The sequence below is a fragment of the Limnohabitans sp. TEGF003 genome, assembly GCF_055395455.1.
Genome location: NZ_AP029225.1, coordinates 969,481 through 986,225 on the forward strand (window position 1 = coordinate 969,481; position 16,745 = coordinate 986,225).

The window sequence follows — 16,745 nt, forward strand, 5'->3', positions numbered from 1 at the left end:
ATGCAACGCCGAGATTTTTTCCAGAAAGCCATGGCCGCTGCAGGCTCTATCGCCGGTGCAGCGGTGGCCACCACCGCCGTCAGCCGCAGCGCGCTGGCTGGTCTGCCCGAACCCGTGATCCAGACCCGCCCCGACACCGCCCCGCCCTGGACCCCGCCAGGGGTGACCGGTGCCGGACGCCCTTACAACCCGGTGGTCACCCTGAACGGCTGGACCTTGCCCTTTCGCATGAAAGACGGCGTCAAGGAGTTCCACCTGGTGGCCGAGCCGGTGGTGCGCGAGATGGCACCGGGCTTTGTCGTCAACATGTGGGGCTACAACGGCCAAAGCCCCGGCCCGACCATCGAAGTGGTCGAAGGCGACAAGGTGCGGGTTTTTGTCACCAACCAACTGCCTGAGCACACCACCATCCACTGGCACGGCCAGCGACTGCCCAACGGCATGGACGGCGTGGGCGGCTTGAACCAAAAGCAGATTCCCGTGGGCAAGACCTATGTGTACGAGTTTGTGGCGCGCAGGCCGGGCACCTTCATGTACCACCCGCATGCCGACGAGATGACGCAAATGGCCATGGGCATGATGGGCCTGTGGATCACCCACCCCAAGGGCCAACACCCGCTGATCGCCGAGGTGGACCGCGACTACGCCTTCCTGTTGAGTGCCTACGACGTCAGCCCGGGTGCCAAAACCCCCAATGTGAACACCATGCTGGACCAGAACATCTGGAGCTGGAACAGCCGGGTGTTCCCGGGCATCAGCCCGCTGGTGGCTCGCCTGAACGACCGGGTGCGGGTGCGGGTGGGCAACCTGACCATGACCAACCACCCGATCCACATCCACGGCATCGAGTTCGAGGTGACCGGCACCGACGGCGGCCCGGTGCCCAAAACCGCACGCTGGCCCGAGGTGACGACCGACGTGGCCGTGGGCCAGATGCGGCAGTTGGAGTTCATCGCCGACGAGCCCGGTGACTGGGCCATGCACTGCCACAAGAGCCATCACACCATGGGTGCCATGGGCCACGACGTGCCCACCATGATCGGTGTCGACCACCGGGGTTTGGTGCAAAAGATCCAGAAGCTCATCCCGGACTACATGGTCATGGGCGAGCGTGGCATGGCCGACATGGGCGAGATGGAAATGGAGCTGCCCGAGAACACCTTCCCGATGATGACCGGCACCGGCCCTTATGGCCCCATCGAGATGGGCGGCATGTTCACCACGCTCAAGGTACGGGCCGAGCAAAAACCGGGCGACTACAGCGACCCGGGCGATTACAAACAAGCACCCGGCACACAGGCCTATGAATACACCGGACCGGTGGCGGCGACTCCTCATGCCACGCGTGCACCCGAGGCGAGCGCCCATCCTGCGGCGGCACCCGCAGGCCAGGTGCGCAAACCGCGGGGCCATGCACACCACTGAGTGCAGCTTGTATTCACCTTCAATATGGACAAACCAGGACTTTTCATGAACAAACCACTGAGTACCACGCTACTTGTCGCTGGCCTGCTGGCGCTGCCGCTGGCGCTGCCGCTGGCGCAGGCCCATTCGCCTTCGGCCCATGCCAGCCACTCGAACCACCACACCCGGGCAGCTGCCGAGCAAAAAGACTGGGGCATCGCGGGCGATCCGAAGAAAGCCCAGCGCACCATCGAGATCCGCATGACCGACGACATGCGCTTTGCCCCCAAAGAGATTCAGGTCAAGCTGGGCGAGACCGTGCGCCTGGTGGCGGTGAACGCGGGCAAGGTCTTGCACGAGATCGTGATCGGCACGCCACAAGAGCTCAAGGCGCATGCCGAGATGATGAAAAAGCACCCCGGCATGGAACACGACGAGCCCTACATGGCGCATGTCGATCCCGGCAAAAAGGGCGACATCGTCTGGACCTTCAACCGCGCAGGCACGTTTGAATTTGCCTGCCTGATCCCCGGGCACTTTGAAGCGGGCATGATCGGCCGCATCACCGTCAAGTGAGGGCGCACACCATGCAAAGACGTCAATGGCTTCATGCCGCAGCCCTGGTGGGGCTGTCGGCCGCCGGCTTTCAGCGCAGCGCGCTGGCGCAGGCCACCACCGTGCAGGTCTGGAAAGACCCCAATTGCGGCTGCTGTCACTTGTGGGTGGAGCACCTGCAGGCCAGTGGCTTCAAGGTCGAGGTGCGCGATGTGGGCAACACCGCTGCGCGCAAGCGCCTGGGCATGCCCGAGCAACTCGGCTCCTGCCACACCGCGACGGTGGGCGGCTACGTCATCGAGGGCCATGTGCCCGCTGCCGACATCCACCGCCTGCTCAAGGAGCGGCCCATGGCTTTGGGCCTGTCGGTGCCGGGCATGCCCATTGGCAGCCCGGGCATGGATGGCCCTGAATACAAAGGCCGCAAAGACGCTTACGACGTGTTGCTGGTGCAAAAAGACGGCAGCAGCAAAAGCTTTAAGCGCTACCCGGGCCAGGCCCGCATGGCGCAGCGCGGCGGTATGCAACGGGTCAGCGACACGGCGGCGGCCCTGCCTTGGGCCACGGCCGAGGTGCGGCGCATCGACAAGGCTGCGGGCAAGGTGTCGCTCAAGCACGGCGACATCAAAAACCTCGACATGCCGCCCATGAGCATGGTGTTCCAGGTCAAAGACCCGAGCCAACTCGATGCTTTGCAAGTCGGCCAACAAGTGCGTTTTCAGGCGGTGCAGGAAAAAGGTGCTTACTGGGTGGTGAGGATCGAAGCTGCGGCGATGTGAAGGACCATGGGGTCAATCAAAGACTTTTCGCCCAAGAAAAAGCCCTGCAAGATGTGAACCTTGCAGGGCTTTTTGAAGTCATGGACCCCGGGTCAAGCCCGGGGTGACAGACTTGGCCGGGGTTACCTGCCAAGTCCTTGTGACCGGTTGGGCATTTACATGCCCATGCCGCCCATACCACCCATGCCGCCCATGTCAGGCATGCCGCCGCCAGCTGGGGCGTCGTCTTTCGGGGCTTCCGAAACCATGCACTCTGTTGTGAGCATCAAAGAGGCCACGGACGCTGCGTTTTGCAGGGCAGTGCGGGTCACTTTGGTGGGGTCCAGGATACCCATTTCGATCATGTCGCCATAGGTGTCGTTGGCGGCGTTGAAGCCGTAGTTGCCTTTGCCAGCCAACACTGCGTTCACCACCACCGAGGGCTCGCCGCCGGCGTTGTACACGATCTCGCGCAGAGGCGCTTCGATGGCCTTGAGCACCAGCTTGATGCCGGCGTCTTGGTCAGCGTTGTCGCCTTTGATGGTGCCAGCAGCCTGGCGTGCACGGAGCAGAGCCACGCCGCCACCAGCCACGATGCCTTCTTCCACGGCAGCGCGGGTGGCGTGCAGGGCGTCTTCCACGCGGGCTTTCTTTTCCTTCATCTCGACTTCGGTGGCAGCGCCAACCTTGATCACGGCCACACCGCCAGCCAACTTGGCCACGCGCTCTTGCAGCTTCTCGCGGTCGTAGTCGGACGTGGCTTCTTCGATTTGCACGCGCACTTGCTTGACACGGGCTTCGATGTCAGCAGCAGCACCTGCGCCGTCGATGATGATGGTGTTTTCCTTGCCCACTTCGATGCGCTTGGCTTGGCCGAGGTCTGCCAAAGTCACTTTTTCGAGGGTCAGGCCCACTTCTTCAGCGATCACTTTGCCGCCGGTCAGGATGGCGATGTCTTCCAGCATGGCCTTGCGACGGTCACCGAAGCCAGGAGCCTTGACAGCCACCACCTTCAAGATGCCACGGATGGTGTTGACCACCAAAGTCGCCAAGGCTTCGCCTTCGACTTCTTCGGCAATGATCAACAGAGGACGGCCGGCTTTGGCCACGGCTTCCAGTGTGGGCAGCAGATCGCGGATGTTGCTGATCTTCTTGTCAAACAACAACACGAAGGGGTTGTCCAGCAAGGCGGCTTGCTTTTCGGGGTTGTTGATGAAGTAGGGCGACAGGTAGCCGCGGTCGAATTGCATGCCTTCCACAACGTCGAGTTCGTTGTTCAAGGACTTGCCGTCTTCCACGGTGATCACGCCTTCTTTGCCCACTTTGTCCATGGCGTTGGCGATGATTTCGCCGATGCTGGTGTCGCTGTTGGCAGAGATCGAGCCGACCTGAGCAATTTCCTTGCTGGTGGTGGTGGGCTTGGAGGCCTTCTTCAGCTCTTCGATCAGGGCGGTGACCGCCTTGTCGATGCCGCGCTTCAGGTCCATGGGGTTCATGCCTGCGGCCACGTACTTCATGCCTTCGCGCACGATGGATTGGGCCAGCACGGTCGCGGTCGTTGTGCCGTCACCCGCGTTGTCAGAAGTCTTGGAAGCGACTTCCTTGACCATCTGGGCGCCCATGTTTTGCAGCTTGTCCTTGAGTTCGATTTCCTTGGCCACGGACACACCGTCCTTGGTCACGGTGGGGGCGCCGAACGAGCGCTCCAGAACCACGTTGCGGCCTTTAGGGCCCAGGGTGACTTTGACCGCGTTGGCCAGAATGTTCACGCCTTCAACCATGCGTGCGCGGGCTTCGCCGCCGAAAATGACGTCTTTTGCTGCCATGTGAGTAGCTCCTGAATGTATTTAAAAAATGGAAAAGTGAGACTTATTCGACAACGGCGAACAGGTCTTCTTCTTTCATGACCAACAGCTCGTCGCCGCCGACCTTGACGGTCTGGCCGCTGTACTTGCCGAACAAGACGCGGTCGCCGACTTTCACGGTCAGGGCTTTGGTTTCGCCTTTGTCGTTGGTTTTGCCAGGGCCGACGGCCAGGACTTCACCTTGATCGGGCTTTTCAGCGGCGGAGTCGGGGATCACGATGCCCGAGGCTGTTTTGGTTTCGCTTTCGACACGCTTGACGATCACGCGATCGCCCAAAGGACGCAGTTTCATGGAATCTCCTGGATTTGAAACAAGGGTTGAAAAACAAAAGCACCAGAAAACGGGTGCAGCTGAAATCTGAGGAGGGGTGCTGTTAGCACTCAACTCCATCGAGTGCTAATGATAAGGGCTTTTGGGCACATTTCAAGCCCGGGGTGTTTTTTACTGGTGGACGGGGCGGGGCGCGTCGGTGCCGCTGGCCTGCGAACTGCCGAGCATGTAGCCATAGACCAGGTCGGTGCTGATGTCGCCTTCGAACAGGTTGATCTTTCGAGCCAGGTGCAAAGGGCTGTTGGCTGGCAGGTGAGCGCTGTTGTAGACCACGATGTGGGCGTTTTGCATCAAGTTGTCTTGCAGGTGCAGCGGGGTCGTGTGCAGCCATGGAATGCGCGCATCGATGAAAAACACCCCTACCGCCTGGTGAATGCCCATCAAGTCCAGCGGGTGGGTGATGACCTTGACGTGCTCCCAGTGGTTCATCTTCTCGAGTGCGGGCGGCAGATGTTGGCTGTCGTGCAACACACAGACCCAAGGGGCGTCGGACGAGCTCTGCAGGCCCGGAAACCCCTTTTGCTTGCAGTATTGGTTCAGGGACGAGGACAGGATGCGTCGGTGTCCGCCTTGGGTGACAAAAGCCTTGAAAACGCCGTTTTCCACCATGCGCTGGATGGTGCCGACCGACAGGCCCAACATTTTGGCGGCTTGGCTGGTGCTGAAGTAGTTGGGGTGAATTGGGTGATTTTTCATGGTGAAGGCCTTGTGTGCGCTGAAAAGAATGAAATGGGTGTTTTCAGGCTCTGTAGCCATGGTAGGGCCCGCCGGGCGAGCTGGGCTTGGCATGAACCGGTAGCGGACCAGACTGAAAACAGGTAGCGCACGGGCCGGGTCCGCGCTTGTGCAGGGCCGCGGTGTGACACGCCCAGAAGCAGGGCTCGCCAGACCGCTGGCGGTTCAGGGCAAAATCACCCCCCTATGTTGCGCTGGTTCCGTTTTTTTTCCCGTTGGCCTTTGTGGGCCTTGCACCTGCTGGGCAGCGCGGGGGGATGGCTGGCCTGGTGCTTTTCAGGGCGTTACAGAAGCCGTTTTTTGCACAACGCACGCCAAGCCGGACTGGGTTGGGGTGGGGTGTGGCGGGCCGTAGGACAGGCCGGGCGCATGTCGGCCGAGTTGCCTCGCTTGTGGCTGGGCCGCACGCCACCTGTGGTGTGGGCCGACGACCGCGCTGCGGTAGAGGCCTATGCCAGCGGCCAGGGGGTGTTGTTTTTGACCCCGCACATGGGTTGCTTTGAAATCACGGCCCAAGCGCTGGCCTTGCGTTTTTCGGCCGAACACGGCCCCCTCACGGTGCTTTACCGCCCCGCCCGCCATGCCGGGCTGGGCGAAGTCATGACGCTGGCGCGCCAGCGGCCAGGCCTGGAGGCCGTGCCCACCACGCTGGCGGGTGTGCGGCAAATGATCAAGGCCCTGCGTTCGGGGCGTGCCGTGGGTTTGTTGCCCGACCAGGTGCCCCCCGAGGGCATGGGTCAATGGGCGCCGTTTTTTGGCCAATCCGCCTACACCATGACCTTGGCGGCGCGTTTGGCCTTGCAAACCAGCGCCCGGGTGGTGCTGATTTGGGGGGAGCGCTTGTCCTGGGGCCGTGGCTACCGTCTGCACACACAGGCACTGGGGCACGCCTTGTCCCAAGACCTGGACACCGCGGTGGTGCAGATCAACCAGGCCATGGAGTCGCTGATCCTCCAGTGCCCGTCGCAATACATCTGGGGCTATGCCCGCTACAAAAACCCCAGACAGGCCTGAGCGGACCCGAATAACCATGGTGAATGTGCTGATCGCTGTTTTGCGCTTGTTTGCGCGCTTGCCTTTGTCCTGGGTCCGGGTTGCGGGCCACGGCTTGGGCTGGTTGCTGTGGCATCTGGCACGCAAGCGCCGCCGCATTGTCCTGGTCAACCTGAAGCAGTGCCTGCCCGAGTTGTCTGCGCCTGAGCGTGAGGCCCTGGCCTACCGCCACTTTGTGGCCTTCGGTCAGTCGGTCATGGACCGGTCCTGGCTTTGGCATGCGCCCGAGGCACTGGTGCGGCAGCGCCTGCACTGGGTGGGGGATGTGCAGGCTTTGCAGCAGCCAGGCCCCTTGGTGATGTTTGCGCCGCATTTTGTCGGGCTGGATGCGGGCGGCATGGCGGTGTCTTTCGATGTGCCTGGGCCGGTGGCTTTTATTTTTGTGGGGCAGTCGCGCCCGGCGGTCGAGGCTTGGGTGCGCCAGGGGCGCGAGCGTTCGGGCAATGTGCGGCCGTATTTCCGGCACCAGGGCATGCGCCAGATTTTGGCGGGCATCAAAAAAGGCGAGCCCTTGCACCTGTCGCCCGACATGGATTTCGGGCGCGAAGAGTCGATCTTTGTGCCCTTCATGGGGGTCGAAAAAGCAGCCACGGTGCCATCGCTGTCGCGCTTGTCACGCGTGGTCGGGGCGCGGGTCGTGCCTGTGGTGACCCGCATGACGCCTGCGGGTTACGACATCGAGGTGCATGCCGCGCTGCAAGACTTTCCCACCGCCGACCTGGCTGAAGACACCACCCGCATGAACCGCCTGCTGGCCGAGTGGGTGCGCACCATGCCCGAGCAGTATTACTGGGTGCACAAGCGTTTCAAGACCCGGCCCGAGGGCGAGCCAGCTTTTTACTGAGGCGGCCGGGCAGCCTGCGGCTGCAAAAAGTCAGCGATTTCGGTGATGACGCGTTCGGCTTGCTCGTGCACCACCCAGTGCGTGGCCTGTTCAATGGGCACCAGCTTCATCGTGGGGACGTGCGTGTCCAGACCTTCGGTCAGGCAAGGCAGCAGGGCCACGTCGTCCTGGGCCCAGAGCACCAGCGTGGGCACCTCGATGCGCAACGCCTCGGGCGGGATCTGCACGGCACTGGCGCCCGGGTCGGTGGCGGTGGCCGGTCGCAGGGGCGATGCGCGGTAGTAGTTGAGCCCGCCTTGCAGGCCGTGTTGCCAGACCTCGCGGTATTGCGCCTTCACGGCGGGTGTGAGCCAGTGCGCCGGGGCTTTGGCGGTTTGCGCGGTGAGCGATTGCAGCGAGCGGTCCTGGCCCGTCAAAAACCCGAACAGGCGCTCAAAATCGTTGGCCGCCAATTGCGCGGCCGCATCGGGCTGCACCAGAAAATTCATGTAGGCACTGGCCGCTTGCTGCGCCGGGTCGTGTTGCAAGGCCCGCAGGAAGGGGCCGGGGTGGGGCGAGTTGACGATGACCAGCTGGCGCAGCCGCTCCGGGTGCTGGTTGGCCAGGCTCCAGGCCACGGCACCGCCCCAGTCGTGGGCGATCAGGGCGGCCAGCGGGGCTGGACCTGATTCGAGTGCGATCAGGGCCACGATGTCCTGCACCAGGTGTTTGGCACGGTAGGCCTTCACGTCTTGCGGGGCGCTGGAGCGCTCGTAGCCGCGCAGGTTGGGGGCCACACAGCGGTAGCCGCCGTTTTCGGGTTTCGAAAAGTGCAGCAAAAGAGGGTCCCAAACCCAGGCCCCTTCGGGGAAGCCGTGCAAAAACAGCAGCACCGGGCGTCCGGGCTCGCCGCAGGCGCGGCAGCTCAAGGTGATGCCGTGGGGCAGGGCTTGCTGCCAGGTCTGGATGTCGGGATGCACGGCGGATCACTCCATGAGGGACGGTGAGCCGTGGCGGTTTCAGCGCGGGCTCACTCGTCCAGGGCTTCAGGTTCTTCTTCGGGTGGCTCGGCAGCAGGGGCTGCAGACGCTGCAGCGCCCGCAGGGTGTGTCCAGTCCCACAGCAATTGGGCCACTTCGTCCACCCCTTGCTTTTTCAGGGCCGAAAAGAGTTTGACCTCGCCGCCCCCAGCTTGCAGTCGCGCAATCGACAAGGCCTTGGCCTGTTCCGATCGGGTGAGCTTGTCGGCCTTGGTCAGGATGATCAAAAACTTCAGGCCCTGCTCCACCCGGGGGCGGATCACTTCCAGCAGGATGTCGTCCAGCTCGGTCAGGCCGTGGCGCGGGTCGCACATCATGACGATGCCGGTCAGGTTCTCGCGGCTGACCAAATAGTTGGCCATGACCTGCTGCCAGCGCAGTTTGTCCATCTTGGCCACAGCGGCGTAGCCATAACCTGGCAGGTCGGCCAGCACCGCGTCGGTGACGCCCTGCTTGCCCAGGGCAAACAAATTGATGTGCTGGGTACGGCCGGGTTTTTTGGAGGCAAAGGCCAGTTGTTTCTTCTGCGTCAGGGTGTTGATGCAGGTGGACTTGCCCGCATTGGAGCGGCCCACAAAAGCGATTTCGGGGGTGTCCATCGCGGGCAGGTGGTGCAGCTGCGCGGCGGTGGTCAAAAAGCGGGCCGTGTGCATCCAGCCCATGGGGGTCACGGCGGGGGCAGCCTGAGCGGGTGCTGAAGGCTTGGGGGCCGAAGAGGGTGCGGGCGAATGGGCGGTCATAAATCGGGGTGGCCTTTGGGCGTCAGGAAACTGGCGCAGGACGCATTGTAGAATCCTTGGGTTTTGCGCCAACTCCTGGATCACGCCATGAAGTCGATTAATTCTTTTCTGATCACCGCCCTGTCGGCCGCGTTTGTGGCCGGTTCTGCCTTGGCTGCCGGCCCTGCGCCCCAAGCTGCCAAACCCGACCTGGCCAAAGGCGAGGCCATTTACAGCGCAGCCTGTGTGGCTTGCCACGCCGCTGATGGCAATTCCGGCACCCCCGTCAACCCCAAATTGGCGCAGCAGCACCCCGAGTACCTGCTCAAGCAATTGCAGGAATTCAAGTCCGGCAAGCGTGCCAACGCCGTGATGAGCGGCATGGTGGCTGGTTTGAGCAACGACGACATGCGCAACATCGCTTACTGGCTCGCCTCCAAGCCTGCCAAACCCGGCTTTGCCAAAGAGAAAGACACCGTGGCCCTGGGTGAGCGCATCTACCGCGGCGGCATTCCGGATCGCCAGATCGCGGCTTGCGCCAGCTGCCACTCGCCCAATGGCGCAGGCATGCCTGCCCAGTACCCCCGCATGTCGGGTCAGCACGCCGACTACACCGCTGCCCAGTTGATCGCCTTCCGTGAAGGCGTTCGCAAGAACAGCGTTCAGATGACCCAGGTCGCCTCCAAAATGAACGACCGCGAAATCAAGGCTGTGTCCGACTACATCGCAGGTCTGCGCTGAAGCGCTCAGCACGTCTGTGACCTCGGGCAATCCCTTGGGTCAAGGGGGGTCTTCAGTCTGTCTTCAGCAGACTGCGCCACAATCGGGCTCCCGACTGCGACACCACCACCAAGGCCGGATTTCCGGCCTTTTTTTCGGGTAACGGGCCAGCGGCCCGCTTTTCTTTGCCTGTGGACACCTTTGCACCATGATGCCTGCCGCTTCCAGTCCTGAATCCGAACGTGGCTCGTCTCGCTGGGAAGCCGTGCTGGAGGTTCTGTCGTCGATGCGTTTTGCGATTTCGCTGTTGACGGTCATCTGCATCGCGTCGGTGATCGGCACCGTCCTCAAGCAAAACGAGCCCACCAACAACTACATCAACCAGTTCGGGCCGTTTTGGGCCGAGTTGTTTGCCACGCTCAAGCTCAACACCGTCTACAGCGCCTGGTGGTTCTTGTTGATCCTGGCCTTTCTGGTGGTCAGCACCAGCCTGTGCATCGCCCGCAACACGCCCAAGATCCTGGTGGATCTGAAGAACTACAAGGAAAACATCCGCGAGCAAAGCCTCAAGGCCTTTCACCACAAGGCCGAGGGCCATTTGAACGAAGCGCCCGAAGCCGCCGCCAAGCGCCTGGGCGCCTTGCTGGCCACGGGCGGCTGGAAGGTCAAGCTGCAAGCGCGCGACACCCCGGCGGGCCAAGGCTGGATGCTGGCGGCCAAGGCGGGGGCGGCCAACAAGATCGGCTACATTGCGGCGCACTCGGCCATTGTGCTGGTGTGTGTGGGCGGTTTGCTCGATGGCGACCTGATGGTGCGCGCCCAGATGTGGTTTGGCGGCAAGGAAATCTACAACGGTGGCGGCTTGATCGCCGATGTGCCTGCGCAGCACCGCCTGTCCGAGCGCAACCCGGCTTTCCGGGGCAATTTGCTGGTGGCCGAAGACACGGCCTCGGGCACCGCCATCCTGAACCAGTCCAACGGCATCTTGCTGCAGGAGCTGCCCTTTGTCATCGAGCTGAAAAAGTTCATCGTCGAGTACTACTCGACCGGCATGCCCAAGCTGTTTGCCAGCGACATCATCATCCACGACAAAGCCACGGGCGAGAAGCGCGAAGCGCGGGTCGAGGTGAACCACCCGGCCAGCTTCAAGGGCATCAACATTTACCAGTCCAGCTTTGACGACGGCGGCTCCAGCGTCAAACTGCAGGCCGTGCCCATGTCGGCCGCCACCCAATCTTTTGAGGTGGAAGGCACCATCGGCGGCAGCACCGACTTGACCAATGGCAACGAGAAGATGAGCCTGGAGTTCACCGGGCTGCGCGTGATCAACGTGGAAAACATGTCCGGTGGCGCTGGTCCCGAGGGCTCGGGTGTGGATGTGCGCAAAGTCGATTTGCGCAGCGCCATTGACGAGCGCCTGGGCGCCGGGCACAAAACCACGCAAACCAAAGAGCTGCGCAATGTGGGTCCGAGCGTGAGCTACAAGCTGCGCGATGCGGCCGGCCAGGCGCGTGAGTACAACAACTACATGCTGCCCGTGGATGCGGGCGACGGCGTGCCGGTGTTCTTGCTCGGCATGCGCGAGACGCCCAGCGAACCTTACCGCTACCTGCGCCCCCCGGCCGATGAGAACGGCGAGTTGACCGGCTTCATCCGCCTGCGCGCGGCCCTCGAAACCCCCGCGCTGCGCGAGCGTGCGGTGCAGCGCTACGCCCGCAAGGCGGTCGATCCGCAGCGGCCCGAGTTGACGCAGCAGCTGGCCGATTCGGCCCAGCGTGCTTTGGGCTTGTTTGCGGGACAGGAGGAAGTCAAGGGCAAGAAAGTGGCGGGCCTGCAGGCCTTGGCAGACTTCCTGGAGGCCAATGTGCCCGAGGCCGAGCGTCCCCGTGCGGGCGAAATGTTTGTGCGCATTCTGAACGGCACCTTGCTGGAGCTGGACACCGTGGCCCGAGAGCAGGCGGCGGCCAAGCCCTTGCCCGCCGACAAGGTGCAGGGCTTCATGTCGCAAGCGGTGCTGGCTTTGTCAGACGCCCCGTTTTACCCCGCACCCATGACGTTTTTGCTGAAGGACTTCAGGCAGGTGCAAGCCAGCGTGTTCCAGGTGGCCCGTGCGCCGGGTCAGTCCATCGTTTATTTGGGCTGTGCCCTTTTGATCCTGGGTATTTTTGCAATGCTGTATGTTCGGGACCGTCGCTTGTGGGTCTGGCTGTCGCCGCAGGGCGAGGGTGCCCAGGCGAGCGTGGCCTTGTCGTCCAACCGCAAGACCATGGACGTGGACCGTGAATTTGACCAACTGAGTGCCCGTTTGCTGGGTCGCTCCGAGAAAACAACATGACGACTGTCACTTTGAATCCGGGCTATTTTTCCAGCCGCTCGCTGCTGGACTGGGGCTTTGCCGTGTTGGCGCTGTTGGGCACCGTGTTTGCCTTCACCCGCTACCAGCACGCCATGGACGTGTACGAGCAGGCCATCCTGATTGGCAGTTTGCCGGCGGTGGTCTGGCTGGCCTGGTTCTGGCGGCCTTTGCGTACCTTGATGCTGGTGGTTTCGGGCCTGTCGCTGTTGGCCATTTCTCTCTACCAGGGTGATCTGGCCAGGTCCGAACAAGTCTTTTTGCTCAAGTATTTCCTCTCCAGTCAGTCGGCCATCCTGTGGATGAGCATGCTGTTTTTCATCAGCACCGCTTTCTATTGGGCGGGCATGTTCATCCGTGGCCAGGGCGATGCGCTGGAGTCCTTGGGCTCGCGCATGGCCTGGGTGGCGGTGGGCCTGGCCCTGATCGGCACCCTGGTGCGCTGGTACGAAAGCCACCAGCTGGGCCCGGACATCGGCCACATCCCGGTGAGCAACCTGTACGAAGTCTTTGTGATGTTCTGCTGGATGACGGCGGCGTTCTACCTGTACTACGAAGCGCAGTACAAGACACGCGCTTTGGGGGCCTTTGTCATGCTGGTGGTCAGTGCGGCGGTGGGCTTCTTGCTTTGGTACACCCTGGTGCGCGAGGCGCACGAAATCCAGCCCTTGGTGCCCGCGCTCAAAAGCTGGTGGATGAAGTTGCATGTGCCGGCCAACTTCATTGGCTATGGCACTTTTGCCTTGGCGGCCATGGTGGCCTTTGCCTACCTGATCAAGCAGCAAGCGACCGAGACCCGCTGGTACAAGCTGGCGCCTTTGTGGCTGCTGGGCATTGTGTTGTGCTTCGAGCCCGTGGTGTTCCGCCAATCGGCCAATGACCAGACCAGCAGCTACTGGATGGTTTACTTCGGGGTGTCCGCCTTCATCGTGGCGGGTATTTTGCTGGGCCGTCGCCGCATCGCCGAGCGTCTGCCGTCCTTTGAAATCCTGGACGATGTGATGTACAAGTCCATCGCCGTGGGTTTTGCCTTCTTCACCATCGCCACCGTGTTGGGCGCTTTGTGGGCGGCCGAGGCCTGGGGCGGCTACTGGAGTTGGGACCCGAAAGAAACCTGGGCCCTGATCGTGTGGCTGAACTACGCCGCCTGGCTGCACATGCGCCTGATGAAGGGCCTGCGCGGCACCGTGGCCGCCTGGTGGGCCCTGGTGGGCTTGGGCATCACGACCTTTGCTTTCCTCGGGGTCAACATGTTCCTGAGCGGCCTGCACAGCTACGGCACGCTCTGATCTGGTGCGGACAGGCCCCGCCCGATTCAAGGAGCTGGGGTGTCGCTCAGCACACGGTCGATCACGGCCAGCATTTCCCGGGTGTTGAAGGGCTTCCACAAGAAATGCACCGCGCCCGAGTCTTGGGCTGCCTGCGTTTCGTGCGGTTGACTCTCACCGCTCATGAAGATCACAGGCATCCGGTTGCCGCTGGCTTTCATGCGGGCGTTCAATGCCAGCCCGCTCATGCCCGGCATGCGCACATCGAGCAGCATCACATGGGGCGGCTGCGTGGCGGGCGCACTCAAAAAAGCAGCGCCGCTGTCGTGCACCTGAACGGTGTAGCCATGCGCTTCCAGAACCAAGGCCAGCATCTTGCGGATATCGGCGTTGTCATCGACCACATGGATCAATCCTGTTTTTTTCATTTTCAACTGTGAAAATTGTATGAATTGATTTTACAGTTCGCGCCGGAACCGGCCCCGCTGGACCCGCCAGTTGCCTCAATCGCCGTCTAGGGGTCTGCTCAGGCGGATGCCTGGCCGGGTGTGGGCATCAGCCACAGTTGCAAAATTGCGCCGGATTCACCGTGCACCGCCAGGTTTTCCATCACGGTCTGTCCACCCCAAAGTCGCACCATGCTTTGGGTCAACAACAGGCTCAGACCCGAGCCTTGGGCTTTGCTGGACACCACAGGCCCGCTCAGCTGTTGCAAGAGGTCTTTGGGAAAGCCCGGGCCGTTGTCCTGAATTTGCAGAACCACCCAATCCTGCCCTTCCCGCTGGCGCTCCAGAAGTTCGATCAGGATGCGGAGGGGTGAACGCAAGGGCGTTGGCAGGCTGCTCATGGCGTCCATGGCATTGGCCGCCAGGTTGAACACGATCCGCTGCAGCATCACTTCGTTGGCCTGTACCTGCCGGGCGCTCGTCAGCTGGTTGATCCACTGAATGTCGATGCCCCGCTGGTTGGCTTCGCCTTGCAGGATCGGGAAAACAGACGCGATGGCCGACTGCAAATCGACCGGCTCCATCTGGTCCTGCCCCCGGATCATCAGCCGCCGCAAGCTGCTGACCATGTCGCTGGCTTTGCCCGACAAAACCATCAAGTCGTCAATGCGCGACTGCAACGCGGGCTTGTCTGGCGCGGTTTTGACCTGGCTTTGCAGGTCGTACAGGCCCAGCTCCAGGGCCTGCAGGGGTTGGCTGATGTCGTGCACCAGCATCGCCGAGAACGACGACAGGCTGCTCAGCGCAGACACGCGGGCGTTGAGCATCAGCAATTGGTCCCGCTCCTTGACCAAGTTGCGCATCGCGTCGCTTTCAGCCTGGGCTTGCAACTGACCTTCTTGGGCTGTGGTTGTCTCTTGGATGGAGCGTTCGAGGGCGAATCCCCAGTAGCCGAAACAGATCAGGATCATGGCCAGGATGGTCGACAAGGTCACCAGGTTGCTGACCCAAGAGAAAGAAAAAACGTTCAGGTAGTCGACGTTGCCAGTGACGAGATAGTGGTACATGCGGTTCAGGTAGGCCCCGGCATGGATGGCAAACGCCACCTGAATCATCATCAAGCTGCGGCTTTGGACCGTGCGCCGCAGTTGCCAGATCAGCCAGGACAGGACCGTGTTCAGCAGGATGAAGGTGGCCGAATAAACCAGCACGCCTGTGGTGTTCAGATCCTGGGTTTGGTACAGCCAGATCAGAAAAATGACCCAGGCACCCACCACTGCCCCCATGCCGGGCCAGCGCCAGGGTTTCAGTTGGAGTTCGCGCCGGAGCGCTTCGATCATGATCAGCCAGGATGCAAACACCCCGGACCACGCCATCAGATAAGACAGGTACTCGGAAACATAGGGCCTCAAGGCGATGGAGCACAGCGACAGGCTGTAAATCGAGATGCTGATGAACCACAGGCGTGTTTTGTCGTTGCGGCGGCCTGACAAGAGCAACCAGGTGCCCAAGGGCAGGGCGATGTGGACGGCGATCACGACCTGGATCAGCAAGCCAACGGCAGGATGCATGGGGGCTCCTTGGCAACAGAGGCCCTTTGGGCGAGGGTCTCTGAAAAAGTTCAGAATACACAGCTATTTTCCGCCTTCTGCAGGGACCTCCATGATCATCCAGTCAGACACCTCCGGTTTTCAGCACCCCGTGCCCAGCGAAATCACACCCCAGTCGGTGTACCTGACGCGGCGCGACATCATCCGCCAGATGGCCACGGGCTCTGCGGGCTTGGCCCTGGCCGCTTGGGGCCTGCGTGAAGCCCACGCGCAAACCCCGCGCGCAGGCCAGTTGGCGGCGCTTGCAGCCGTGCCTTCGACCGTGCCCGGGGCGTTGACCATGGACCGGCTGACGGCCTACAAAGACGCGACCACGTACAACAATTTTTACGAATTTGGCACCGACAAATCCGACCCGGCCAAGCGTGCCCACACCTTGGTCACACAACCGTGGACGGTCGAGATCGAGGGCCTGGTGAAAAAACCAGGCCGCGTGAACCTGGAAGACCTCATGAAATGGGGCGCCATGGAGGAGCGCATTTACCGCCTGCGCTGCGTGGAAGGCTGGTCGATGGTGATCCCATGGATCGGGTATTCGCTGGCCGAGCTGATCCGTCGCGTGGAGCCCCAGCCGGGCGCCAAGTTTGTGGAGTTTGTGACCCTGGCGGACCCCAAGACCATGCCGGGCGTGCGGGGCGGGGCTTTGGATTGGCCTTATGTCGAGGCCTTGCGCATGGACGAAGCCATGCACCCGCTCACCCTCTTGGCTTTTGGCATGTACGGCGAAGTCATGCCCAAGCAAAACGGCGCTCCGCTGCGCCTGGTCGTGCCTTGGAAATACGGCTTCAAGAGCGGCAAAAGCCTGGTCAAGATCCGTTTCACCGACAAGCAGCCTGTGTCGTCATGGGAAAAAGCCGCGCCGCAGGAGTATGGTTTTTATTCCAACGTGAACCCGAATGTGGACCACCCCCGCTGGAGCCAGGCCACCGAGCGTCGCATTGGCGAAGACGGGCTGCTGGCCAAGAAGCGCAAGACGCTGATGTTCAACGGCTATGAAGCGCAGGTGGGGCAGCTGTACGCGGGCATGGATTTGAAAAAGTTCTTCTGATGCCGGCTTGCCTCAAG

At 62.0% G+C, this 16,745-nt stretch carries 16 protein-coding genes; 9 read left to right on the forward strand and 7 right to left on the reverse strand.

All coding sequences use genetic code 11. The features are described from left to right. Genes ACZ5RT_RS04685 through ACZ5RT_RS04695 form a run of 3 tightly spaced genes read left to right on the forward strand, consistent with a single transcriptional unit; the run spans nt 1 to nt 2,738 of the window. Entirely contained in the window at nt 1–1,425 is a 1,425-nt protein-coding gene (locus ACZ5RT_RS04685) for a multicopper oxidase family protein (RefSeq protein ID WP_464453671.1), read from the forward strand. A 45-nt stretch (nt 1,426–1,470) separates the two neighbouring features. Further along, nucleotides 1,471–1,980, forward strand: a complete 510-nt coding sequence (locus ACZ5RT_RS04690) for a cupredoxin domain-containing protein (RefSeq protein ID WP_464453672.1) — start codon at nt 1,471–1,473, stop codon at nt 1,978–1,980. 11 nt (nt 1,981–1,991) lie between these two features. Next, nucleotides 1,992–2,738 carry a DUF411 domain-containing protein gene (locus ACZ5RT_RS04695; protein ID WP_464453673.1) on the forward strand — a complete coding sequence of 249 codons (747 nt, stop codon included), beginning with the start codon at nt 1,992–1,994 and terminating at the stop codon, nt 2,736–2,738. 155 nt (nt 2,739–2,893) lie between these two features. Here the strand turns inward: ACZ5RT_RS04695 and groL are convergent, their stop codons facing one another. The 3 genes from groL to ACZ5RT_RS04710 form a co-directional block, all read right to left on the reverse strand. Then, nucleotides 2,894–4,543 carry a chaperonin GroEL gene (gene groL / locus ACZ5RT_RS04700; protein WP_464453674.1) on the reverse strand — a complete coding sequence of 550 codons (1,650 nt, stop codon included), beginning with the start codon at nt 4,541–4,543 and terminating at the stop codon, nt 2,894–2,896. 43 nt (nt 4,544–4,586) lie between these two features. Next, on the reverse strand, nt 4,587–4,874 hold the full coding sequence (gene groES / locus ACZ5RT_RS04705) for a co-chaperone GroES (protein WP_108428578.1): 288 nt from the start codon (nt 4,872–4,874) through the stop codon (nt 4,587–4,589). A gap of 150 nt (nt 4,875–5,024) precedes the next feature. Then, nucleotides 5,025–5,609, reverse strand: coding sequence for a helix-turn-helix domain-containing protein (locus ACZ5RT_RS04710; RefSeq protein WP_464453675.1), 585 nt, complete (start codon nt 5,607–5,609; stop codon nt 5,025–5,027). A gap of 225 nt (nt 5,610–5,834) precedes the next feature. Between ACZ5RT_RS04710 and ACZ5RT_RS04715 the strand changes: the two genes are divergently transcribed. Next, nucleotides 5,835–6,662: a lysophospholipid acyltransferase family protein gene (locus ACZ5RT_RS04715; RefSeq protein ID WP_108428579.1), complete on the forward strand. Its 828-nt coding sequence runs from the start codon at nt 5,835–5,837 to the stop codon at nt 6,660–6,662. Continuing rightward, on the forward strand, nt 6,631–7,545 hold the full coding sequence (locus tag ACZ5RT_RS04720; RefSeq protein WP_464453676.1) for a lysophospholipid acyltransferase family protein: 915 nt from the start codon (nt 6,631–6,633) through the stop codon (nt 7,543–7,545). The genes ACZ5RT_RS04715 and ACZ5RT_RS04720 overlap by 32 nt, the downstream gene beginning before the upstream one ends. Here ACZ5RT_RS04720 and ACZ5RT_RS04725 read toward each other — a convergent pair. Both ACZ5RT_RS04725 and yihA read right to left on the reverse strand, forming a co-directional pair. Continuing rightward, a complete protein-coding gene (locus ACZ5RT_RS04725) occupies nt 7,539–8,504 on the reverse strand; it encodes an alpha/beta fold hydrolase (protein ID WP_464453677.1) in 966 nt (321 codons plus the stop codon). The two genes, ACZ5RT_RS04720 and ACZ5RT_RS04725, sit on opposite strands and share 7 nt — an antisense overlap. A 50-nt stretch (nt 8,505–8,554) precedes the next feature. Further along, nucleotides 8,555–9,304, reverse strand: a complete 750-nt coding sequence (gene yihA, locus ACZ5RT_RS04730) for a ribosome biogenesis GTP-binding protein YihA/YsxC (RefSeq protein WP_108428582.1) — start codon at nt 9,302–9,304, stop codon at nt 8,555–8,557. 87 nt (nt 9,305–9,391) lie between these two features. Between yihA and ACZ5RT_RS04735 the strand changes: the two genes are divergently transcribed. From ACZ5RT_RS04735 to ccsB, 3 genes are all read left to right on the forward strand, one after another. Next, on the forward strand, nt 9,392–10,024 hold the full coding sequence (locus ACZ5RT_RS04735) for a c-type cytochrome (RefSeq protein ID WP_108428583.1): 633 nt from the start codon (nt 9,392–9,394) through the stop codon (nt 10,022–10,024). A 187-nt stretch (nt 10,025–10,211) separates the two neighbouring features. After that, nucleotides 10,212–12,338, forward strand: coding sequence for a cytochrome c biogenesis protein ResB (locus tag ACZ5RT_RS04740; RefSeq protein ID WP_464453678.1), 2,127 nt, complete (start codon nt 10,212–10,214; stop codon nt 12,336–12,338). Next, nucleotides 12,335–13,645: a c-type cytochrome biogenesis protein CcsB gene (gene ccsB, locus ACZ5RT_RS04745; RefSeq protein WP_291927431.1), complete on the forward strand. Its 1,311-nt coding sequence runs from the start codon at nt 12,335–12,337 to the stop codon at nt 13,643–13,645. Before ACZ5RT_RS04740 ends, ccsB begins: the two co-directional genes overlap by 4 nt. A 26-nt stretch (nt 13,646–13,671) precedes the next feature. Here the strand turns inward: ccsB and ACZ5RT_RS04750 are convergent, their stop codons facing one another. Continuing rightward, nucleotides 13,672–14,052, reverse strand: coding sequence for a response regulator transcription factor (locus tag ACZ5RT_RS04750; RefSeq protein ID WP_291927434.1), 381 nt, complete (start codon nt 14,050–14,052; stop codon nt 13,672–13,674). A gap of 98 nt (nt 14,053–14,150) precedes the next feature. Beyond that, the gene (locus tag ACZ5RT_RS04755; RefSeq protein ID WP_464453679.1) at nt 14,151–15,641 is read right to left on the reverse strand and encodes a sensor histidine kinase; all 1,491 of its coding nucleotides are present in this window, start codon (nt 15,639–15,641) and stop codon (nt 14,151–14,153) included. A gap of 91 nt (nt 15,642–15,732) precedes the next feature. On the opposite strand from ACZ5RT_RS04755, the gene msrP reads away from it, so the two are divergent. Beyond that, nucleotides 15,733–16,728 carry a protein-methionine-sulfoxide reductase catalytic subunit MsrP gene (msrP, locus tag ACZ5RT_RS04760; protein WP_291927439.1) on the forward strand — a complete coding sequence of 332 codons (996 nt, stop codon included), beginning with the start codon at nt 15,733–15,735 and terminating at the stop codon, nt 16,726–16,728. Nucleotides 16,729–16,745 lie beyond the last annotated feature (17 nt).